The organism is Brachybacterium sp. GCM10030252 (assembly GCF_042666535.1).
Classification (GTDB): Bacteria; Actinomycetota; Actinomycetes; order Actinomycetales; family Dermabacteraceae; genus Brachybacterium.
The window spans coordinates 159,014-180,088 of record NZ_JBHTDM010000007.1; the positions used below are offsets into that span (position 1 = coordinate 159,014).

23 protein-coding genes are annotated in these 21,075 nt (G+C 70.8%); 11 read left to right on the forward strand and 12 right to left on the reverse strand.

Going from position 1 to position 21,075, the window contains the following annotated elements; all coding sequences use genetic code 11:
- Positions 1–13 precede the first annotated feature (13 nt).
- The 4 genes from ACFQRJ_RS07075 to ACFQRJ_RS07090 all read left to right on the forward strand — a co-directional run bounded on the left by ACFQRJ_RS07075 (position 14) and on the right by ACFQRJ_RS07090 (position 3,028).
- Positions 14–424 (forward strand): phage holin family protein, encoded by a 411-nt coding sequence (locus ACFQRJ_RS07075; protein ID WP_377018279.1) that lies wholly within the window; start codon positions 14–16, stop codon positions 422–424.
- 95 nt (positions 425–519) lie between these two features.
- Positions 520–1,965, forward strand: a complete 1,446-nt coding sequence (gene purB, locus ACFQRJ_RS07080) for an adenylosuccinate lyase (RefSeq protein ID WP_377018280.1) — start codon at positions 520–522, stop codon at positions 1,963–1,965.
- Positions 1,962–2,357, forward strand: coding sequence for a metal-sensitive transcriptional regulator (locus ACFQRJ_RS07085; protein WP_377018281.1), 396 nt, complete (start codon positions 1,962–1,964; stop codon positions 2,355–2,357). Before purB ends, ACFQRJ_RS07085 begins: the two co-directional genes overlap by 4 nt.
- Complete coding sequence (locus ACFQRJ_RS07090; RefSeq protein ID WP_377018282.1) at positions 2,354–3,028, forward strand: DNA-3-methyladenine glycosylase; 675 nt, start codon at positions 2,354–2,356, stop codon at positions 3,026–3,028. Before ACFQRJ_RS07085 ends, ACFQRJ_RS07090 begins: the two co-directional genes overlap by 4 nt.
- A gap of 66 nt (positions 3,029–3,094) precedes the next feature.
- Here ACFQRJ_RS07090 and ACFQRJ_RS07095 read toward each other — a convergent pair whose 3' ends face one another.
- Entirely contained in the window at positions 3,095–3,820 is a 726-nt protein-coding gene (locus ACFQRJ_RS07095; RefSeq protein WP_377018283.1) for an SDR family oxidoreductase, read from the reverse strand.
- Between the two features lie 120 nt (positions 3,821–3,940).
- Between ACFQRJ_RS07095 and ACFQRJ_RS07100 the strand changes: the two genes are divergently transcribed.
- Entirely contained in the window at positions 3,941–4,693 is a 753-nt protein-coding gene (locus ACFQRJ_RS07100; protein WP_377018430.1) for a CPBP family intramembrane glutamic endopeptidase, read from the forward strand.
- Positions 4,694–4,720: 27 nt separating this feature from the next.
- Here ACFQRJ_RS07100 and ACFQRJ_RS07105 read toward each other — a convergent pair whose 3' ends face one another.
- The 10 genes from ACFQRJ_RS07105 to mshD form a co-directional block, all read right to left on the reverse strand.
- Positions 4,721–5,047, reverse strand: a complete 327-nt coding sequence (locus ACFQRJ_RS07105) for a rhodanese-like domain-containing protein (protein ID WP_377018284.1) — start codon at positions 5,045–5,047, stop codon at positions 4,721–4,723.
- A 54-nt stretch (positions 5,048–5,101) separates the two neighbouring features.
- Positions 5,102–6,454, reverse strand: coding sequence for an FtsX-like permease family protein (locus ACFQRJ_RS07110; RefSeq protein ID WP_377018285.1), 1,353 nt, complete (start codon positions 6,452–6,454; stop codon positions 5,102–5,104).
- Positions 6,451–7,344 carry an ABC transporter ATP-binding protein gene (locus ACFQRJ_RS07115; RefSeq protein WP_377018286.1) on the reverse strand — a complete coding sequence of 298 codons (894 nt, stop codon included), beginning with the start codon at positions 7,342–7,344 and terminating at the stop codon, positions 6,451–6,453. Before ACFQRJ_RS07115 ends, ACFQRJ_RS07110 begins: the two co-directional genes overlap by 4 nt.
- 92 nt (positions 7,345–7,436) lie before the next feature.
- Positions 7,437–8,222: a phosphate ABC transporter ATP-binding protein PstB gene (gene pstB, locus ACFQRJ_RS07120; RefSeq protein ID WP_377018287.1), complete on the reverse strand. Its 786-nt coding sequence runs from the start codon at positions 8,220–8,222 to the stop codon at positions 7,437–7,439.
- A 26-nt stretch (positions 8,223–8,248) separates the two neighbouring features.
- Positions 8,249–9,412 (reverse strand): phosphate ABC transporter permease PstA, encoded by a 1,164-nt coding sequence (gene pstA, locus ACFQRJ_RS07125; protein ID WP_377018288.1) that lies wholly within the window; start codon positions 9,410–9,412, stop codon positions 8,249–8,251.
- A gap of 7 nt (positions 9,413–9,419) precedes the next feature.
- Complete coding sequence (pstC, locus tag ACFQRJ_RS07130) at positions 9,420–10,436, reverse strand: phosphate ABC transporter permease subunit PstC (RefSeq protein ID WP_377018289.1); 1,017 nt, start codon at positions 10,434–10,436, stop codon at positions 9,420–9,422.
- Between the two features lie 108 nt (positions 10,437–10,544).
- Positions 10,545–11,690 carry a phosphate ABC transporter substrate-binding protein PstS gene (pstS, locus tag ACFQRJ_RS07135; RefSeq protein WP_377018290.1) on the reverse strand — a complete coding sequence of 382 codons (1,146 nt, stop codon included), beginning with the start codon at positions 11,688–11,690 and terminating at the stop codon, positions 10,545–10,547.
- 237 nt (positions 11,691–11,927) lie between these two features.
- Positions 11,928–12,467, reverse strand: a complete 540-nt coding sequence (locus ACFQRJ_RS07140; protein ID WP_377018291.1) for a DUF4190 domain-containing protein — start codon at positions 12,465–12,467, stop codon at positions 11,928–11,930.
- A gap of 72 nt (positions 12,468–12,539) precedes the next feature.
- Complete coding sequence (locus ACFQRJ_RS07145; RefSeq protein ID WP_377018292.1) at positions 12,540–13,484, reverse strand: NUDIX domain-containing protein; 945 nt, start codon at positions 13,482–13,484, stop codon at positions 12,540–12,542.
- Between the two features lie 3 nt (positions 13,485–13,487).
- Complete coding sequence (gene mshD / locus ACFQRJ_RS07150; RefSeq protein WP_377018293.1) at positions 13,488–14,411, reverse strand: mycothiol synthase; 924 nt, start codon at positions 14,409–14,411, stop codon at positions 13,488–13,490.
- Between the two features lie 137 nt (positions 14,412–14,548).
- Here mshD and ACFQRJ_RS07155 point away from each other — a divergent pair, with 137 nt between their 5' ends.
- The 6 genes from ACFQRJ_RS07155 (at position 14,549) to ACFQRJ_RS07180 (ending at position 19,595) form a co-directional block, all read left to right on the forward strand.
- Positions 14,549–15,298, forward strand: a complete 750-nt coding sequence (locus ACFQRJ_RS07155; RefSeq protein WP_377018294.1) for a hypothetical protein — start codon at positions 14,549–14,551, stop codon at positions 15,296–15,298.
- Between the two features lie 193 nt (positions 15,299–15,491).
- On the forward strand, positions 15,492–16,178 hold the full coding sequence (locus tag ACFQRJ_RS07160) for a heme-binding beta-barrel domain-containing protein (RefSeq protein ID WP_377018295.1): 687 nt from the start codon (positions 15,492–15,494) through the stop codon (positions 16,176–16,178).
- Positions 16,171–17,292 (forward strand): YgfZ/GcvT domain-containing protein, encoded by a 1,122-nt coding sequence (locus ACFQRJ_RS07165; RefSeq protein WP_377018296.1) that lies wholly within the window; start codon positions 16,171–16,173, stop codon positions 17,290–17,292. The genes ACFQRJ_RS07160 and ACFQRJ_RS07165 overlap by 8 nt, the downstream gene beginning before the upstream one ends.
- A 192-nt stretch (positions 17,293–17,484) precedes the next feature.
- Positions 17,485–17,919, forward strand: coding sequence for a hypothetical protein (locus ACFQRJ_RS07170; protein WP_377018297.1), 435 nt, complete (start codon positions 17,485–17,487; stop codon positions 17,917–17,919).
- Complete coding sequence (locus tag ACFQRJ_RS07175; RefSeq protein WP_377018298.1) at positions 17,916–19,223, forward strand: aromatic acid exporter family protein; 1,308 nt, start codon at positions 17,916–17,918, stop codon at positions 19,221–19,223. Before ACFQRJ_RS07170 ends, ACFQRJ_RS07175 begins: the two co-directional genes overlap by 4 nt.
- A gap of 51 nt (positions 19,224–19,274) precedes the next feature.
- A complete protein-coding gene (locus ACFQRJ_RS07180; RefSeq protein ID WP_377018299.1) occupies positions 19,275–19,595 on the forward strand; it encodes a DUF2516 family protein in 321 nt (106 codons plus the stop codon).
- A gap of 421 nt (positions 19,596–20,016) precedes the next feature.
- Here ACFQRJ_RS07180 and fbaA read toward each other — a convergent pair whose 3' ends face one another.
- The gene (gene fbaA, locus ACFQRJ_RS07185) at positions 20,017–21,045 is read right to left on the reverse strand and encodes a class II fructose-bisphosphate aldolase (protein WP_377018300.1); all 1,029 of its coding nucleotides are present in this window, start codon (positions 21,043–21,045) and stop codon (positions 20,017–20,019) included.
- Positions 21,046–21,075 lie beyond the last annotated feature (30 nt).

Below are 21,075 nucleotides of genomic sequence, written 5' to 3' on the forward strand. Positions count from 1 at the left end.
GACAATGGGGCCCATGCGATTCCTCGGACACATCATCGTCACCGGCCTCGCGCTGTGGGTCACGGCGCTGATCCTGCCCGGCATGCATCTGGGCGACGACAGCGCCACGGTGCTGACGCAGATTCTCACCATCGGCGCGATCGCGCTGATCGTGGCGCTGCTGAACCTGATCGTGCGCCCGATCCTCTCGTTCCTGGCCTTCCCCATCACCTGCGTGACCCTGGGTCTGTTCCAGCTGGTCATCAACACGCTGATGCTGCTGCTGGCGAGCTGGGTCTCGGGACTGCTCGGGCTCACGCTCACGTTCGACACCTTCTGGTGGGCCCTGCTGGCCGGCGTGATCATCGGGATCCTCTCCGCCATCGTCGAGGGGGTCACCGGACTCGGCGAGCGGGACGACCGCCGCTACGAGGTGCGTGACTGACCACCGGGGCCGCCCCGCCGGCGCCCGTTCGCCGAGGCGCTCCCGTGGCCGAGACATCCCGCAGCCGTGCGCGCGGACTCTGGGAGAATGACCCCATGGCTCACTCTTTCGCGGACATCACGCCGCCGATCGCCCTGACCCCTCTCGACGGCCGCTACCGCGCCCAGGCCGCGCCCCTGGTCGATCACCTCTCCGAGGCCGCACTGAACCGTGCCCGCCTGGTGGTCGAGACCGAGTGGATGATCCACCTGCTGGACGGCGGGGTCATCCCCGGCCTGCGCTCCCTCGACGAGGACGAGCGCGCCCTGCTGCGTGCCATCCCCGAGGACTTCGGTGCCGAGGGCATCGCCGAGCACGCCGAGATCGAGCGCGAGACGGTCCACGACGTCAAGGCGATCGAGTACTACATCAAGCGCCGCCTGACCGGCACCAGCCTCGAGCCGCTCGCCGAGGTGGTGCACATCTACTGCACCAGCGAGGACGTCAACAACCTCTCCTACGCGCTGATGATCCAGGGCGCCGTGCGCGAGGTGTGGCTGCCGGCGCTGCGCGGGGTCATCGGCGATCTCGCCGAGCTGGCGCGGTCGACCGCCGAGGTGGCGATGCTCTCGCGCACCCACGGCCAGCCCGCGACCCCCACCACGCTGGGCAAGGAGATCGCGGTGTTCGCCCACCGGCTGGAACGCCAGGCCCGCCGGATCGAGGGCGACGAGATCCTGGGCAAGATCAACGGCGCCACCGGCACCTATGCCGCCCACGCCACCGCCGTGCCGTCGGCCGACTGGGAGCAGGTCTCCCGCAGCTTCGTCGAGCACCTGGGGCTGACGTGGAACCCGCTGACCACGCAGATCGAATCCCACGACTGGCAGGCCGAGCTGTACGCGGACATCGCCCGCGCCGGACGGATCCTGCACAACCTCGCCACCGACATCTGGACCTACATCTCGCTGGGCTACTTCCGCCAGCGGCTCTCGGCCCAGGGCGGCACCGGCTCCTCCACGATGCCGCACAAGGTCAACCCGATCCGGTTCGAGAACGCCGAGGCGAACCTCGAGATCTCCGGCGCCCTGCTGGACTCGCTGTCCCAGACGCTGGTGACCTCGCGCCTGCAGCGCGACCTCACCGACTCCACCACCCAGCGCAACGTGGGCCCGGCGCTGGGGCACTCCTTGCTGGCGATCTCGAACCTGCGCCGCGGCCTGGCCGGACTGGATGTCGACGCCGACGCGATGGCCGCCGACCTCGAGGACAACTGGGAGGTGCTCGGGGAGGCCGTGCAGTCGGTGATGCGCACCCTCGGCGTCCAGGGCGCCACCGGCATGGACAACCCCTACGAGCGGCTGAAGGATCTCACCCGCGGCCACCGCGTGGACGGCGCGGGGATGCGCGAGTTCATCGGCACCCTGGGCCTGCCCGAGGCCGAGCGCGACCGCCTGCTGGCACTGTCCCCGCACACCTACACCGGCTACGCCGCCTCGCTGGTGGACCACCTCGAGGACCATGGCGGCACCGGCACCGAGCCCGAGAGGCAGCCGCGATGACACCCGACGACACCCCGATGGAGCCGACAGGCGCCGACGAAGCTGACGCCACCGACGTCGACGCCGCTGCGGTCCCCTCCCCCGAGCCCGGCGACCACGGCACCCACGGCGACCCCGGGTACCACGGCAACAAGGCGCCCTACCTGCGCCGGCTGAAGCTCATCGAGGGTCAGGTGCGCGGACTGCACCGCATGGTCGAGGACGACACCTACTGCATCGACGTACTGACCCAGGTCTCCGCGGTGACCAAGGCCCTGCAGTCGGTCGCCCTCGGTCTGGTCGATGACCACATCCACCACTGCGTCCACGACGCGGCCGACTCCGGGGACACCGAGGAGCTGGATCGCAAGATGGACGAGATCATGGGCGCCGTCAAACGGCTCATGAAGTGACCGCCACGCGTCCGCCGGCGCCTCTGCCCCGCTCCTTCTTCGACCGGCCGGTGCTGGAGCTGGCGCCGCTGCTGCTGGGCTGCGTCCTCGTCGGCCGCGGGACCGCCCTGCGCATCACCGAGGTCGAGGCCTACGTCGGCGCGGAGGATCCCGGCTCCCATGCCTTCCGCGGCCGGACCGCACGCAATGCCACCATGTTCGGCCCGCCCGGGCACCTGTACGTGTACCGGCACATGGGGCTGCACTCGTGCATGAACGTGGTCGCCGACGCCGAGGGCACCGGGACCGGGTGCCTGATCCGCGCCGGCCAGGTGGTCGACGGCGTCGAGGAGGCGTATCGCCGCCGTCGTGCCACCGGCGTGTGCCGCAGCGACCGGGACCTCGCCCGCGGGCCGGGTCGCGCCACCGTGGCCTGCGGGATCACCTTCGCCGACGACGGGCTGGACCTGTGCGATCCCGGCAGCGGCGTGCACCTGTTGGGGCGGGTGGATCCGGCGGACCGGGCCGACGGCGAGCATCCGGGCGAAGAACCTTTCATGCCCCATCCCCGGCTCGCGGCGGGACCACGGATCGGGCTGCGCGAGGAGGCCTCGGATCCGGGCCTGTATCCGTGGCGCTACCGCATCGCCGGTGACCCGACCGTGTCCGGGCCGGGCCGGCTGAACGCCTGAGCGGTTCGGCGTCCGGACCGGCACCGCACGATCCTTCCGCGATCGACCGAGCGGCAACTGCTGTCCTCAGCGGGGGCGCACGGACAGCTCGTCGATGTTGGCGTCGGCTGGCAGCCGCAGCGCCAGGGCGACGGTGGCCGCGACGGTCTCGGGCCGCATGTAGTCCTCTTCGCGGTACTCACCGCCCTCGTCGCTGCGCAGCTGACGCTGCATGTCCGTAGCGGTGCGCCCGGGGTGGACGGAGCTGACCCGGACGCCGTGCTCGCGCTCCTCGGCGCGCAGGGCGTCGGTGACCGCGCGCAGCGCGAACTTCGAGGCCGCGTACGCGCTGCCGCCCGGGCCGGAGTTGTACCCCGATCCGGAGTTGATCGCGACCACCGTTCCCCGGGCGGTGCGCAGCGCGGGCAGCAGCAGGCGCGTGAGGTCGGCGACCGCGGTGACATTGGCCGTGAAGGAGCGGGTCCAGTCCTCGGCCGTGAGCTCCTCGATGCGGCCCCGGACCAGGATCCCGGCGCAATGGACGAGACCCGCCAGGCCGTGGGGCAGGTCGAGGGCCTCGGCGGCGCGGGCAGCGGCGGCGGAGTCGGTGAGGTCGGCGGCGAAGGGCTCGGCGGACGGGAAGGTCGCGGCGAGCTCCTCGAGGTCGCGGAGGGAGCGGCCTCCCAGGACCAGGTGGTGGTCGGCAGCGAGCTCCTCGGCGACGGCCCGGCCGATGCCGCGGGAGGCGCCCGTGATCAGGACGGTGGGGCGGGACGCGCTGGTGGAGTCGGGATTCGCAGTAGTCGTCGTCATGATTCCGAGTCTGCCACGGCGGCGTTCCCGTCGATCGTGCGCTGTGTCCGCGTCCCGCGCCCCGCGCCTTGCGCCCCATTTCTCGCGCCCCGTGGTGGGAGCATGTGCCCTGTGCACACCATGGTCGGAAACACCCGCTGGCTGCGGGCAGAGGTGCTGATCGTCCTCGCCCTGTCCCTCGGCCAGAGCGCGGTGTACTCGCTGCTCGCCCTCGCCCAGGCACTCGCGGCCGGTCCCCTGGCCGATCAGTCCACCGCGCTGAATCCCTCGTTGCGGGAGAACCCATGGGTCGATCTGCTCTACCAGCTGCTCTCGATCCTCTTCGATCTGATGCCGGTCGCACTGGTGGTGCTGCTGCTGACCCTGAGCGCCGGGACCTTCTCCCGGGCGCTGCGGGAGCTGGGCATGGACCTGGGCCGATGGAGCCGGGACCTGGCATGGGGCGTGGCGCTGACCGCAGGCATCGGCCTGCCGGGTTTGGTCATCTACTACGTGGGCCGAGCCCTCGGGGCGACCGTCGAGGTCATCCCCGCCGCCTTGGACACCCACTGGTGGACAGTGCCCGTGCTGGTGCTGCACGCGGTCAAGAACGCCGTGCTCGAAGAGGTGATCATGGTCGGCTATCTCTTCGATCGCCTCGAGCGACTGGGCTGGTCATCGAGGCGGACCATCGTGGTCTCGGCCCTGGTGCGCGGTGCGTACCACACCTACCAGGGCATCGGCCCGGGGCTCGCGAACCTCGCGATGGGCCTGGTCTTCGGGGAGTTCTACCGGCGCACACGGCGCACCATGCCCCTGGTGATCGCACACACCCTGCTCGACGTCTTCGCCTTCGTGGGCTACGCCCTGCTCCAGAGCGTCATCCCCACCTGAGCGGGTGACCCTTCCTGAGCGGGGCGCTCAGAGGACGTAGGGCTCACTGTCGCCCTCGGACTCCATGGGCAGGCCGGATTCGAACCACATGTCCATGCCGCCGGCGACGTTGATCGCCTCGAAGCCGTTGGTGTTCAGCCACTGCGTGACCTGAGCGCTGCGGCCGCCGCTGCGGCAGACGATGTACAGCTCGGAGTCGTCCTCCGGGATCTTGTCGAGGTTCTCCAGCAGGGAGCTGGCGGGCAGGTGCTGTGCGTTCGGGGCATGGCCCGCATCCCACTCGGACTGCTCGCGCACGTCGATCAGGTGCGCGTTCTCAGGGACGGCGGCGGGGGCGACGGAGTCGGAGTTCATGGCCTCCAGCGTAGTAGCCGCTCCCCCGCCGCGGCGGGACGGCCGGCCCGGCCCTCAGACCGCCCGCAGCGCGTAGCGCCTGACCAGCGGCGAGGCGACGAGCACGGCGGCGATGACCAGCGCATAGGCTCCCAGCACGCACAGCACGTACTGGACCGCGCCCATCGGGTTGTTCGGGGCGCCGCCGAAGACGGCCGAGACGACCATCAGCGCGGTGCCGGTGGCGAGGATCGAGCTCAGCGCCACGGGCACCGAGATCTCCGCGATCCGGGCCCGGTGCAGCTGGCCGACCTCCGCGCCGGCGATGTGCTGGGCGCGCAGCGTGGGCGCCTGGTCGATGACCCGAGCGGTCTGGGTCACTCCCGTGCTCACGGCTGCGAGCACCGCGGCGATGCCGAGGGTGAGGATACCGCCGGTGAACATGGCCGTCATCAGCATCTGCTCCTCCGGGCTCGCGGTCTGCGACAGCAGCGAGAGCACGGTCAGGAACCCGGCGATGACCAGAGCGAAGGTGATGCCTGAGACGGCGCGCCAGCCGGCCCTGGGATCTGCAGCCAGGCGGCGAGCACCCACCAGCAGCGACGGTGTGGGGGCGAGCCTCGCCAGTGCCAGCGCGGCGATCCAGACGATGAACGGGCCCACCACGTTCACACCGGCGACGATCGCTCCGATGAACAGGACCATGATCGCCAGCGCGGCCCCGATGCTGCCGGACTGGCCCAGGAGGGCCGGACCGATCTGCATGAAGGCGAAGAAGCCCACGATCAGAGCCGCCCAGAGGATCACGCGGATCACGGACATGCGCACCACGCGCGAATCCCGGGCGACGCCCAGCGGACTGAGCACCACGCCCGTCAGGGACACGGCGGCCGAACCGACGGCGAGCAGGACGAGGCCGAGCACCAGCAGCGGGTAGGCCCACCACGGCATCAGCAGGTCCGCCGTCGTGAACGGGGTGATCCCGAAGTCCAGCCGGGTCAGCGCCGGGGTGACGGCGACGTGGACGCCGATGCCGAGAACGCCGCCGAGCAGTGCCTGAGCGGCGACGTCGAGCACCGCCACGGAGCCCACCTGGCCACTGGTCCCGCCGACCAGGCGCATGGTGGCCAGGTCGCGCTCGCGCCGGGCGAGGGAGAGCCGGGCGGCGGATCCGCCCAGGCCGATGGCACTGGGCACCAGGAGCACGGAAGCGATCATCGCGCAGATCACGAGCGCGCCCATGATCTCCGCCTCGCCGCCGGTTCCCGGCCCGGCTCCGGAGGGCATACGGCCGACGAAGGCCGCTGCGCCCCCGATGACGGTCGCCGTGATGGCGGTGGAGGCGGTGAACGCGATGACCGGCAGGATGTCCGCGAGGGCGCCGCGCCGGCGCAGCAGGAGCGGGGCGGTCGCGAGCAGCGCCCTCATCGGGACACCGCCTGACCGGGGCCCGAGGCTGCGTACTGGCCGGCACCGTGGTCAGTGGATGGCTCGGCGGTCTCCGGGCGGAAGAACTCCTGGGCGATGCGCCCGTCGCGCATGGTCACGGTGCGGCGGCAGGCGGCGGCGACCGAGGAGTCGTGGGTGACCATCACCAGGCTGGCGCCGGAATCGCGGCAGGACTCCACCAGGATGTTCAGCACCGCCTGGCCGGTGGCCTGGTCGAGGGCGCCGGTGGGCTCGTCGGCGAAGACGACCGAGGGACCTCCGGCCAGGGCGCGGGCGATCGCGACGCGCTGGGCCTGGCCGCCGGAGAGCTGGGTGGGACGACGGTCGTGCATGCCCTGCAGCCCGAGGCGGTCCAGCCAGGAGGCGGCCTCAGCGGTCGCGGCGCGGCGGGAGGTGCCCGCCAGCATGCGCGGCAGGATCACGTTCTCCAGCGCGGTCAGCTCCGGCAGCAGCTGGCCGTCCTGGAAGACGAAGCCGAAGTCGTCGCGGCGCAGACGGGTCCGCTTGCGGTCACCGAGGGCGGCGAGATCGGTGCCGTCGTGCTCGACGCTGCCGGACGTCGGCCGCAGGATCCCCGCCAGGATGTGCAGCAGCGTGGTCTTGCCGCAGCCCGAAGGGCCCATCACGGCCAGCGAGTCGGCGCGACCGATATCGAGGTCCACTCCGTCCAGAGCATGGGTCGCGGCCCCGGCGGCACCGTAGGTCATGATCAGGCGCCGGGCGGAGAGCACCGGGGCCGGGCGCATCGGGACGGCCTGAGCGGGAGCCCCGTTCTGAGCGGCGGCGGCATGAGGCGGGCCCGCATGCTGGGCCGGTGCCGGGTAGCGGGCCGGAGCCGCCGCGGGATGAGGGTTCGGTGCGGTGTTCATGCGCCCAGGATCGTCGGCCCGCCCGTGGACGCGCATCGGCCCCGGGATCGATCTCCCGGGGCCGACGTCAGACTGTGGGTGGAGGACGGCTCTCAGCCGAAGCGGCCGGAGATGTAGTCCTCCGTCTCCTTGTTCGAGGGGTTGGTGAACATCTTCTCGGTGTCGTCGACCTCGATCAGGTGGCCGGGCTTGCCGGTGCCCGCGATGTTGAAGAAGCCGGTGCGATCGGAGACGCGCGAGGCCTGCTGCATGTTGTGCGTCACGATCACGATCGTGTACTCCTGCTTCAGCTCGTGGATCAGGTCCTCGATCGCGAGCGTCGAGATCGGGTCCAGGGCTGAGCAGGGCTCGTCCATGAGGACGACCTCGGGGCGGACGGCGATGGTGCGGGCGATGCACAGGCGCTGCTGCTGGCCGCCGGAGAGACCCATGCCGGGCCGGTCCAGACGGTCCTTGACCTCTTCCCAGAGGTTGGCGCCCCGCAGTGCCTGCTCGGCCAGTTCGTCAGCGGCGTTCTTCGACATGCGACGGTTGTTGAGCTTCACGCCCGCCAGCACGTTGTCGCGGATCGACATGGTCGGGAAGGGGTTCGCCTTCTGGAACACCATGCCGACGCGGCGCCGCACGTTGACCGGGTCGATCCGGGGATCGTAGATGTCCTCGCCGTTGATCTCGACCTTGCCCTTGGCGTAGGCACCGGGGATGACCTCGTGCATACGGTTCAGGGTGCGCAGGAACGTCGACTTGCCGCAGCCGGAGGGGCCGATCAGGGCCGTCACCGAGCGGGGCCGGATCTGGACGTCCACGCCTTCCACGGCCAGGAAGTCGCCGTAATAGATGTCGAGATCCTCGACGTTGATGGGCTGAGGGGCTGCCATCAGGGTCCTTTCGCGGGGGCTTCGGCTCAGCGGCTGAGCTTCGGGGAGAAGTAGTAGCTGACCAGGCGGGCGACGATGTTGAGCACCATCACGATGAGGATGAGGGTGAAGGCCGCCGCCCACGCGCGGTCGATGTTCGTCGTGATCGAGCAGTTGTATACCTCATCGGTGATCGGATTCCTCACCGTATCGTTCATGCAGTTCGCACTGCCCGCGCGGTACTGCTGGTTGATGAACGTCGGCAGGGTCGCCATGCGCCCGTCGAACATGTTCCAGTTCACGCCCGTCACCATGCCGACCGTCAGCAGCAGAGGCGCGGTCTCGCCGATGACACGGGCGATGGCGAGGGTGACGCCGGTGGTCAGGCCCGCGATGGCCGTACGCAGGACGACCTTGACGATGGTCAGCCACTTCGGCACGCCCAGGGCGTAGGAGGCCTCGCGCAGGTCCATCGGGACCAGCCGCAGCATCTCTTCGCTCGAGCGCACCACGGTGGGGATCATCAGCAGCGACAGTGCCACGGCGCCCATGATGCCCATGCGCACGCTGTCGTCCGGCATGAAGGCGATGAACAGCGCCAAGCCGAACAGACCGGCGACGATCGAGGGGATACCGGTCATCACGTCGACGAGGAACGTCACCCCCTGCCCCAGGACCCTGCGCCAGCCCACGTCCGCGTACTCGACCAGGAAGATGGCCGTGAACAGGCCGATCGGGATGGAGATGATCGAGGCCCACAGGGTGATCAGCAGTGTGCCGACCGCCGCATGGAGCACACCGCCTGCGTCGGGGCCGCCGATCACGCCGGACATGGAATCGGTCCAGAAGGAGAAGGGAGTGGGTGCGGCTTCGACCGCACGGACCAGGCCGCGGCCGACCACCTCCCACAGCAGCGAGAGCAGGGGGAACATCGAGACCGCGAAGGCGCCGATCACGGTCAGCATCATCAGCCGGTCCATCGCCCAGCGGCGGCCTTCCCGGATACGGGAGTAGGTGTAGCCGAACACGAGATGGAGCAGGAAGCCCAGCACGATCGCCGAGGCGAGGGAGAGACCGTCGAAGATCGCCAGGACGGCGATGGCCACCAGCAGGCCGGCCAGACCGGTCAGGAGCAGGTGGTACCAGGGCAGCCGACGCTCGTCGTGGCGACGTCGGACGGAGGTGTTCTCGGTGGTGGTTGTGGAACTCATGAGGACCTCAGCTCTGCACGCCGCTGCGCGCAACGATCCAGCGGGCGAGGGCGTTGATGATGAACGTCAGCACGAACAGCACCAGGCCCACGAAGATCAGCAGGGACATGTCGACGCCGGACGCCTCGGCCTGCCGGGAGGCGATGTTCGCGGCGATGGTCTGGTGCCTGCCCACCTCGAGGATGTGGAAGGAGAAAGTGGCCCCGGGCGCCAGGATCATCAGCACGGCCATGGTCTCTCCCAGCGCGCGGCCGAGGCCGAGCATGGAGGCGGCGACCACGCCGCTGCGGCCGAAGGGCAGCACCACGGTGCGCACGGTCTCCCAGCGGGTCGCCCCGAGCGCCAGAGCCGCCTCCTCCTGGAGGCGCGGCGTCTGCAGGAACACCTCGCGGGCGACCGCGGTGATGATCGGCAGCACCATCACGGCCAGCACCACTGAGGCGGAGGCGAGGTTGTTCATGGGGGCCGTCGGATCCCCGGCGAACAGAGCGATCACCGGGTCCCCTCCGACCCAGGGGATGAACTCGGGCCAGACGGGCCAGCTGCCCAGCGTGCTGTTGAGGAGCTTGTACAGCGGCTCGAGCTTGGGGACCAGCCAGATACCGCCCCAGAGTCCGTAGACCACGGAGGGCACGGCGGCCAGCAGATCGATCATGTAGCCGAGACCGGAGGCCATCTTGCGCGGCGCGTAGTGCGAGATGAACAGCGCGATGCCCATGGCGACGGGGATCGCCATGGCCAGTGCCATGGCCGCGGCCAGCACGGTGCCGAAGATATACGGCAGCGTGTAGGAGACCAGCGAGAACTCCCCCTCGGCCTCGCCGACGACCTCGGTGCTGACGCGGATGGCCGGCACCGATTCGCTGCCGAGGAAGATGGCCACCGCGGCGAGGGTCAGGAAGATGAGGATGCCCGAGCCGATGCTCAGATAGGAGAAGAGGGAGTCCCCGAAGCGGCGATTGCTGCTCTTGAGGGAGGCCGAAGGGGCCTCCGGCGTGTCTGGCTCGACGTCGGTGGTGCTCAACAGGTGCCTTCCTCAGAGCTCACGGGACAGGGACAGGGGCGGTGACGCGCCGATGCCGCCGGGTCACGAAGGACCCGGCGGCACGGCAGTGTGCATCTGGCAGGATTCTCAGCCCGCGGTGATGCCGTCGATGGAAGCCTGCGCGTCCTCGGAGAGGGCGGGGGTCAGCGGAGCGGAGCCGGCGTTCTCGGCAGCCGTCTGCTGGCCGTCCTCGGAGACGATGTAGGAAGCGTAGGCCTTGACGGCGTCGGCCGTCGCCTGATCCCCGTAGGAACCGCACAGCGCCAGATAGGAGACCAAGACGATCGGGTAGACGCCCTCCTCGGTGGTGGTGCGGTCCAGCTCCATGACGATGTCGTTCTCCTCGCGGCCCTCGGCGCGCGGGGAGACCTCGACGGCCTTGGCGGCGGCCTCGGGAGTGTAGTCCACGAACTCCTCGCCGACCTGGATGCTGGCCACGCCGAGGTTGCCGGCCTGCGAGGCATCGGCGTACCCGATGGTGCCGTTGCCGCCCTCGACGGTGGAGATCAGACCCGAGGTGCCGTCACCGGACTGGCCGCCTTCGATGGGCCAGGTCTCGATCGGGCCGTGCGTCCACGCGTCGGGCGCGGTCTGGGAGAGGTAGTCGGTGAAGTTCTCGGTGGTACCGGAATCGTCCGAACGGTGGACCGGCACGATGTCCTGGTCGGGCAGGTCGGCATCCGGGTTCTCGTCGGCGATGGCCGGGTCGTTCCACTTGGTGATGTCGCCCGCGAAGATGCCGGCGAGGGCCTCCGGGGTGAGGTTGAGGTTGTCGACACCCTCGAGGTTGAACACCACGGCGATCGGGGAGATGTAGACCGGGAGGTCGAAGGCCTGCTCACCGTTGCACACCTCGGTGGAGGAGGCGAGCTCCTCCTCGTCCAGGGCGGCGTCGGTGCCGGCGAACTTCACCTGGCCGGAGAGGAACTGCTCGCGACCGGTTCCCGAGCCGGTGGCGTCGTAGGTGACCTGGATGTCGCCACCCTCGGCCTGGACCATGCCCATGAAGGACTCGGTCCACGCGGTCTGGGCGGCCTGGGCCGAGGAGGCACCCGAGCCGGCGAGGTTCCCGGTGAGGCTGGCGTAGTCGCCGGCGCCGCCGCCGTCGGACGCCGAACCGCCGCCGTTGCCGCCGTCGGTCTCCCCGCTGCCCCCACCGCAGGCGGAGAGCGCGAGCCCGCCGGCCAGGCCGAGCGCGGCGAGTGAGACGAGCTTGTTCTTGCGAACGTTCACTTCGAGTCCTTTCGGGGCCGAGGGCCCGGGGTGATTACTGCGGAGACGTCTTTCGCCGGTGACGCTAGGGAGCGCAGATGACACGGCACCCGCTCTCGTGTGAACAGCGGGTGAACAACCCTCCGGGATGCATGAACGCGCAGGTCAGTTCGTAGATACGATCGGGTCACAGTTCTGGTTACGAAGTTATCACGGGGCTGCGCGCGAGGCTCGTGAGCGCTTTCGCTGCGACGACGCTCACGTTGCCTCCACGATGGCGAAGACGATGATGGCCCCGATGTAGAGGACCATGAGCAGGAACGGGATCATGCCGATCAGGGAGGTCACGAGCCCGGCGATCGCAAGGCCCCGGCCGCTGCGCGGCGGGTCCGCCTCCGGTGACGTGGCGCGCATGCCCAGGGCCGAGAAGACGATGCCCACCGGGGCGGTGAGACCTGCACACATGACCAGACCCGCCAGTCCCAGGATGAAGCCCGTGATGGCGTGGCTCGAGCTCGGGGGCAGCTGCACGTACGGACCGGGCGGCCCGGGCACGGGAACTCCGGCGGAGTACGAGGCGTGCCCTGCCGGCGCTCCGGAGCCCTGAGCCAGGACCGACGATCCGAACCCCTCGCCGGCCGGCGGGTCCGTGGCATACGGGTCGCCCGCTGACGGCGAGCCCGCATACGGCGTGCCCGCATAGGGGTCGCCCGCTGATGGCGAGCTCGCATACGGGTCACCCGCGGATGGCGAGCCCCAGGAATACCCGGAGTGCCCCGGTCCCTGATCCATGCTCATGCCCTTCTCCTTCTCCTCGTCCTCGCAGCGTCGCCGCGAGGACCTCCGGGTGGCGTCCGCCCGCGCCCGGGCTCAGCCGATGTTGGGAAGATGCCGCTCGATCGCGACCACGGAACCCTGCGGTGTCGTATGCAGCATCAGGGCCTCGCCGGCAGCCAGGAACGGATTCTCGCGCGGCAGCTCGAGAGCGGCGCCGGGCCGGGCGACGTCCCGCACGCTCTGGATCACCGTCGGCAGGACGGGCCGGTGCGTGCACACCACCGTGCCGCGCGCCTCGTGCAGCACCCTGGCCATCACCGCGGCGGTCCGAGAGGGATGAGCCTCGTGGCCGACCTCGGTCAGCTCATCCTTGGTACGGATCGTCAGCCCCTCGATGCGGGCCACCGGCTCGACCGTGCGCAGACATCGCTGCCACGGGCTGCTCAGCACGCGGTCGGGGTCGAATGCGTCGATCAGCGGCGGCAGGGCCTGCGCCTGCTTGCGTCCCTTGGAGTTCAGCGGCCGGGACTTCTCGCCCTTGCGCCACTTCGCCCGGGACACGGCGGCCCCGTGGCGCTGGACGATGATCGGCACGGTGACCAGCTCCTCGGCATCGAGATAGCGACGCAGCGCCACCAGGGAGACCTGGTCGCCCTGGCGGGTGACCAGGGACTCCGCCTCGTCGAGCCCTACCCACCGCACTTCGTCGATCTCACCGGGGTCCAGCGGTCCGGGCGCGGTCTTCGCCCGCACCGTCCCCGTCCAGTACTGCACGATCTTGGTGCGGCCGTCGGGCAGCAGGTACACCGATGCGGGCAGCGGCCGGTGCAGACGCACGCGGTACCCCGTCTCCTCGGCCACCTCGCGCACGGCGGCCGCCGGAAAGGTCTCGCCCTTGTCGAGCTTCCCCTTGGGCACGGACCAGTCGTCGTAGCGCGGGCGGTGGACGAGCATCACCTCGATACCCTCAGTGCCCTCCCGCCAGGCGAGGGCACCGGCAGCGAGCACGGGCGGCGGCTTGCCGGGGGCGACGCGCACGGGTCAGGCCTTCGCCGCCGCGCGCATCTGCACGTCCCGGCCCGAGACGGTGAAGCCCCATGCCTCGTACAGGCGCAGTGCCGAGGTGTTGTCTGCCTCGACGTAGAGCTCGACGCCGGGCACGCCCGCGGCCTGCAGCCGCCGCAGCGCCGCCGCCAGCAGGTACCCCGCCACACCGTGGCCCTGGACGGACGGCGCGGTGGCGACGACGTAGATCTCGGCGTCGGCCTCGGGGCCCTCCGCCGCGTCCCGCTTGATCCACACGAATCCGACCAGCTCCTCGTGCTGGAGGGCGACCAGCAGGTCGCCGGCGTCGAACCAGGGCTCGGCCAGCCGCCGGTCCAGATCGGCCCGTCTCAGCGAGCCCTGCTCGGGGTGGTCGGCGAACGCCAGCGCATTGACCTCGACCCAGCGGTCCGCATCGCGCTCGAGGTCGAAGGAGTCCAGCCGGAAGTCCTCGAGCGTCGGGACGGCGACGTCCCGCACCGGATCCCCGGCGGCGAGCTCTCGATGCAGCGTGAGCAGTCGGCGGGTCTCGTGCATGCCCGCAGCGGTGAGGAAGGCGAGCGACCCGTCGAGGGCGCCGTGGGCCCAGACGCCCGCGTCGGGACGCAGCTCGAGGGCGGCTCGCAGCAGCGCCGTGCCGTGCCCGCGCCGGCGATGGCCGGGATGGACCATGCCCTGGACGGTGCCGTCGGGCAGCACGCTCGCGTAGCCGAGCAGCGTCTCCGCCGCGGCCGGATCGGCTCCGGGGTCCATGCTGTGCTCGGGTCCGGCGGGCAGGAGCAGGTGCTGTGCGGAATCTCCCGTCAGGGCGAGCCGCGCCGCCTCGTCCAGCGGGGAGACTCCGTCGTGCGCGGTGACTGCATCGAGCAGCTCACGGGCCGCGTCGCGCTGGGTCTGCGACAGGGCAGCCGTCGTGATCATGGGGTCCTTCCGGGGCTCGGACGGTTCGCTGTGGATGCCGCCGCCTGCGGGCGCTCGTAGACTGACACTGTAGCGCCCGCCTGACCACGCTCGTCGGCGACGGCGAAGTGACCGGAACCGAGTGCGAGGGAGGCCTCATGACCGCTCCCGAGCGCGCCCCGCTCGGTGCCGCACTGGCGCTGCTGCTGACTCTGATCTCTCTGACCGGCCCGCTGTCGCCGGTGGTGATGGCGACGTTCGTGGCCCTGCTCACCGTGCTGCTGGGTATCGCCTGGCCGGGCCTGCTCGAGCTCCGTTCCGCGGTCGGGACGGCGGTGGTGATGGCGGGCACCGGTATCGCCGGCGCCGTGATCGTCTCCGCCCCGTCGGACCGCATCGCCCCGATGACCGGGATCGTGATGGCGTGCGCCGTCGGGGTGTTCGCCTCCTTCGTCCACCAGATGCTGCGCCGGGACCGGCGGGACCTGACGGCCTCTCTCACCGGCACGGTGGCAGGGGTGTTCGCGGCCGGGGTCGCGGCGTGCTGGGTGCTGGCGCAGGCCCAGGCCGCTGCCGAGGGCCGGGCCGCTCTGGTCTCGGCCATCGCGGCGGGTCTCGCCGCGACTCTCCTGATCAACGCCACGGCGCTGCCGGCCGGCCTGCGTTTCGTGCTCTCCGCGGGCGCGGGCGCCGGGGTGACGGCGGCGCTGGCCTCAGCGCTCCTGGCGGTGTCGCTGCCCCTGGCGATCGGACTCGGCCTCGTGGTCGCGATCGGGGGCAGCTGTGCGCATCTGCTGGCAGGGTCCTCCCTGGTGGCGCGGGAGCCGGTCCCCTCGCTCGCGGTGGCGGTGGTGCCCGTGGCCACCATCGGTGTGGTCGCCCACCTCGCGGTGATGCTGCTGCCCTGAGCCCTCCCGGCCGCTCCCCGGACCGCTCCGTCGCGCACTGCTCGCCGCAGCTCGTGGACGATAGACTCTGCGGCATGTCCGCGCTCTCCCTGATCTTCATCTCGCTCGTGGTCCTGGTGGGTCTCGGCACCCTGGCATTCGCCGTCCTGGTGCTGCTGCGCCTGTTCGACCGCTGAGCGGCTGATCGGCTCCCATGCCCATCACACTCGACCCCTCCCTCCCGGAGCCGCTGTACCCGCTCGCCTGGCTGATCGGCAGCTGGCAGGGCTCCGGAGCCCTCCATCGCCCCGGGGATCCCGACGCCGGCGAACGCCGCGTCCAGCAGCACCTGGTGTGCACCGCCCGCGAGGACGGCACCATGGGCTGGCGCTCGACGATCCACGAGATCGACGCGCCCGCCCCGCTCCCTCCCACCAGCGCCTTCGCCCGGGCGGACGCGCCCCCTGCCGCGGGCACGGGCGAGCGCACCCTGCTGATGCGTGAGGACGGCATCTGGACCGTCGGCGACGTGCTGCCCGGCCAGGATGTCGCCGCGGCCCGCGCGGCCAAGCCGGGCGATCCCGCCAGCTTCCTGTCCTACGGGCTGCGGGCGCGTTTCGAGCGCCGGGACCGGGCCGGAGAGCACGCGGCCGGTGAGGACTCGCCCCGTGACGACCCGGCCGGCCCGGAATGGGCCGGTGAGGTCCGCGGACCCCGCATCCAGCTCGCCCTGGGCGAGCCCGCGGCGGATGGCAGCCCCGAGGTCACGGCGACCCGCATGTTCGGGTACGTCGGCGGCAACCTGATGTGGCTGTGGGAGCAGCGGGTCCCCGGCGCCGCGAGCGAGACCGGCGAGACCGACATGACCCCCTACATCTCCGTGGAGCTCCACCGTGCCTGAGACCGACCGTCACATCCGCCCGCTGCTGAGCACAGGAGCCGTCCTCGGCGACGGCCCGGATGCGGCGGTGCCCGCCCACTACGGCGCACCGCTGCGCGAACAGCGCCGGCTGCTGGATGGCCGCGCCGTCGTCGACCTCGGCCACTTCGAGGTGCTCGAGGTCACCGGCCCCGACGCCCGCAGCTGGATGACCACCGTGACCACCCAGGTCCTCGAGGGCATCCCCGTCGGCTCCTCGGCCAGCCTCGCCGTGCTCTCGCCGCAGGGCCGGGTCGAGCACCTCGCCTCCGCCGTGGTCACCGCGGAGGAGACCCTGCTGCTGGTGCTCGATGCCGGAGCCCGTGCAGGCCTTCGCCGCTACCTGGAGATGATGCGCTTCGCGGCGCGCGTCGAGCTGACCGATCGTGATGACCTGCGCGTTCTCGGCGGCACCGCGCCGGCCGCCGACGTCCTGCCCGAGCTCGACCTGCCCGCTCCCGCCGCCGTCTGGTCCGAGCCCTGGCCGCAGGTCGCCCCCGGCGGGGTGGCCTACGGGCCGGATCCCGACGACCCGGTGGGCGCCGTGCTCACCGTCGCCGATGCCGACGCTCTCGCTCAGGTGCCCTGGCGCTCCGACCACCTCGCCGGGATGTCCTCATGGGAAGCGCTGCGGATCGCCGACCACCGCGCCCGGGCGGCCCGGGAGGTGGACGAGCGCAGCATCCCCCACGAGCTCGATCTGCTGCGCACCACCGTGCACACCACCAAGGGCTGCTACCGCGGCCAGGAGACCGTCGCGAAGGTCCTCAACCTCGGCCAGCCCCCGCGCCGCCTGGTCATGCTCCACCTGGACGGCTCGCAGGACGTGCCCGCCGCCCCCGGCGGCGAGGTGCGTCTCGGCGGGTCCGACGGGAAGGTCATCGGCGCCGTCACCTCCGCGGCCCTGCACGCCGATCTCGGGCCGATCGCGCTGGCCGTGGTCCGTCGAGCGGTCCCGCTCGACGCCGCTCTGGCCGTGGAGGTCCCTGTCTCCGCCGCCGACGGGGAGACGAGCTCGGTGTGGATCGATGCGTCGCAGGAACCGGTCGTGGTGCCCCGCGACCACGGCGACCGCCCGGCGACCGCCAAGCTCTGAGGCGCGCACAGCACGGCAGGTGCCGGCCGTGGGTGCGCCCCTGGCCGGTGCCGGCGCCCGAGCCGGTCGTCCCGTCCCGGCACCCGTACCGTTCGGCCCGCCCGAACGTCCACGCAGCCTGCACAGCATTCGCACCGCTCTCCTACCGTGCTCGACCTGCGGCGCCCGGACGGGCCTGGAACAATGGGAACCATGAGTGCACAGGGCGAGCAGCAGGACTGGAGCCGGCAGCGACGACAGGTGCTCGAGGCCAAGGAGCAGGCGCTGCACGCCGCCCGCGAGGACGAGCACCTCAGGGCCACCGCCACCATCCGTGACGCGGTCGCACGATTCCGGGAGGCCGGGATCGATCCGATCCCGCTGCGCGCCCGGCCGTACACCGGCGGCGGGACGATCCGCACCTCACTCCGGGGCTGGTACCTCAAGCGCGACCGGTCCCTCGCGGTCGACGCCGAGGGCCGTTACTACGTGATGCGGGTCGACGGCGGCCTGCGGTCCCGGCTGCGCGGCGCGACCCCTGCCCCGTCGCCGGCACCGCTGGTGGTGGGCCGCGGAGCCCGCGACGGCGACACGTTCCGGCTCGAGGAGCTGCTGGAGATGCGCCTCGAGGACCCGGTGCGCCCATGAGCCAGGCCTCTCCTCCGCCCGGGGGGACTCCGCAGCGGGCTCCCCTGCTCGATCGCGTCCGCGGGGCCGTCGCCGGCTGGCTGGCCCAGGGCGCCTCCCGCGGCCGCTCCGACGCCGTGACCGTCACCCGCGCGGCGGTGGCGGCCGCCCTCGCCTACCTGCTCAGCGGCCTGATCTGGGATCACCAGTACCCGTTCTTCGCCTCGATCGCCGCGTTCGTCATCATCGGATTCGGCATCGAGAAGAAGGTCCGCAAGATCTTCGAGATGGCCGCCGGAGTGATGCTCGGCGTGGTCATCGGCGAGATCGCCCGCTCCCTGATCGGCTCCGGCACCTGGCAGATCCTGGTCGTCGTGTTCGTCGCCGGGATGCTCGCGCGCTTCATCGACTCCAGCAACCTCTTCGGGATCCAGACCGCGATCCAGTCCCTGCTGGTGACCATCATGCCGCTCACCCCGAACATGACCCCGGGCGGGCGCGTGCTGGATGCGCTGACGGGCGTGGTCGTCGCGATCGTGATCCATCTGCTGTTCTCGGGGGATCCTCGGCGCCCCCAGCGCCGGGCTGCATGCTCGTTCTTCCAGGAGCTGGAGGACACGCTGGTCTCTCTCGCCCTGGCCGCACGCAGCGGTGATCGCGGCGTCGCCCAGGCAGCACTGGTGAGCATTCGCAACAACTCCCAGAAGTACACCGATGAGTGGCAGCTGGCCAATGACGCCGCCAACGAGATGGCCACCTTCTCCCCCGCGGGGCTGCGTCACGCCGGCGACGTCGGCCGCCTGCAGCACCTGCTGGTGGGCTCTGACCGCGCGATGCGCAACATGCGGGTGATCGCCCGGCACGAGGTGGAGTTCCTCGACGCCGTGCGCGGGGATGCGCATTCGACCCTGGCCGACGCGCTGCTGGCCGCGCGCGACGCCGTGACGGAGCTGGGGACGGCCGTACGGCACGACGAGGTCGACTTCACCGAGGCCCGGCGCAAGCTGCGCCTGTTCGCCTCCTACCTGACCCCCGAGATGCTGCTGCGCAACGACGAGGGCGTGCGGCCGGGCCGTGCCGGCCACTTCGAGGGAGTCACCCTCGCGATCCAGCTGCGCTCCCTGGCCATCGACCTGCTCCAGGCCACGGGGCTGACCTCCCAGGAGGCCAAGCAGTTCCTGCCCAGTCTGCTGGTCGCCGCCGACGGGGACGCGATCGGCCCGCGCCTGATGACGCAGGAGATGAAGGCGGTCGAACCGCCTGCCACCACGGAGGCGCTCGAACTGCTGATCACCGACCGCTCCGACCCCGATCGGCGCAGCTGAGGCCGAGCCGCCTGCCAGCGGGCGTTCGGCGGGCGCGGTTATCCTGACCGGATGATCGGACTCATCCAGACGTGGATCTTCGCCGTCCTCGCGCTCGCCCTGTTCGCCATCGAGATCTGGGCGTTCGTGAACGCGATCCGCTTCCGTCCCGACGCCTACACGGCGGCCGGCAAGCGCAGCAAGCTGTTCTGGGGGATCCTCACGGGCGCGGCGCTGCTGCTGGGCTTCCTCTCCCTGCCCTATCCGATCGGCAGCGGCGGCTCCTCGATGCTGTTCATGCTGGCCGGCGTCGTGATCGCCGGGATCTTCCTGGCCGACGTGCTGCCCGCGCTGAAGCGGGTCATGGGGCGCGCTCGCGGCAACCGCTGGTAAGCGCCGCTCACGCTGGACCGCCGATCCATGACCCGTCGGCCCGGTCCCCTCGACCGCGCCCATGCCGCCCGTCGACATAGAACGAACTTTGGCCACTGACGTCGCATAATCCGCTGGAAATGCGTCGTCAGTGGCCAAAGTTCAGGTGCCACCGTCCCCGGGTCGAGCCCGGGGACGGTGGCAGTCGATCGGGTCGATCGGCCTCTAGCGACCTGCCCGATCTCCTACCGCTCGCAAGCTCGCAGTACGTCGATCAAGCGGTTCCGCACTGCCCGATCTCCTACCGCTCGCAAGCTCGCAGCACGTCGATCAAGCGGTTCCGCACTGCCTGATCTCCTACCGCTCGCAAGCTCGCAGTACGTCGATCAGCCGGTTCCGCACTGCCCGATCTCCTACCGCTCGCAAGCTCGCAGTACGTCGATCAGGCCTTGTGGGAGCCGGCGCTGCGGAGGTTCTCGCAGGCCTCGACCAGGCGCGTGGCCAGGCCGGCCTCGGCCTTCTTGCCCCAGGCGCGGGGGTCGTAGGCCTTCTTGTTGCCGACCTCGCCGTCGATCTTCAGCACGCCGTCGTAGTTCTCGAACATGTGAGCGGCGACGGGGCGAGTGAAGGCGTACTGGGTGTCGGTGTCGATGTTCATCTTGATGACGCCGTTGTCCACCGCCTCCTGGATCTCCTCCAGGGTGGAGCCGGAGCCGCCGTGCATCACCAGGTCGAAGGGCAGGTCCTTGCCGTACTCGGCACCGACGGCCTTCTGGATCTCCCCCAGGATCTCGGGACGCAGCTTCACGTTGCCCGGCTTGTACACGCCGTGCACGTTGCCGAAGGTGAGCGCGGTGAGGTAGCGGCCCCGCTCGCCCAGGCCCAGCTTGGCGGCCGTCTTGAGGCCGTCCTCGGGGGTGGAGAAGAGCTTGTCGTTGGAGACGTCGGCCTGGATGCCATCCTCCTCGCCGCCGACGACGCCGATCTCGATCTCGAGGATCTTCTTGGCGGCGGCGGACTTCTCCAGCAGCTTCTCGGCGATCTCGAGGTTCTCGTCGACCGGCACGGCGGAGCCGTCCCACATGTGCGACTGGAATAGCGGGTCCAGGCCCTTGTTCACGCGGTTCTCGAGGTCCCAGGCGATGAGGGGCTCGACCCAGTTGTCGAGGGCCTCCTTGGGGCAGTGGTCGGTGTGCAGCGCGACGTTGATCGGGTAGTTCTTCGCCACGGCGTGCACGAACTCGGCCAGTGCGATGGAGCCCGCGACACGGTCCTTGACCGTGGAGCCCGAGAGGTACTCGGCGCCGCCGAAGGACACCTGGATGATGCCGTCGGAGTTCGCCTCGCTGAAGCCGCGCAGGGCGGCGATAGCGGTCTGCGAGCTCGAGACGTTGACCGCCGGGTAGGCGAACTTCCCGCGCTTGGCGTGGTCGATCATCTCTGCGTACTGATCCGGGGTTGCGACTGCCATGAGGCATGCTCCTTCGCTGAAGAGAGTCCG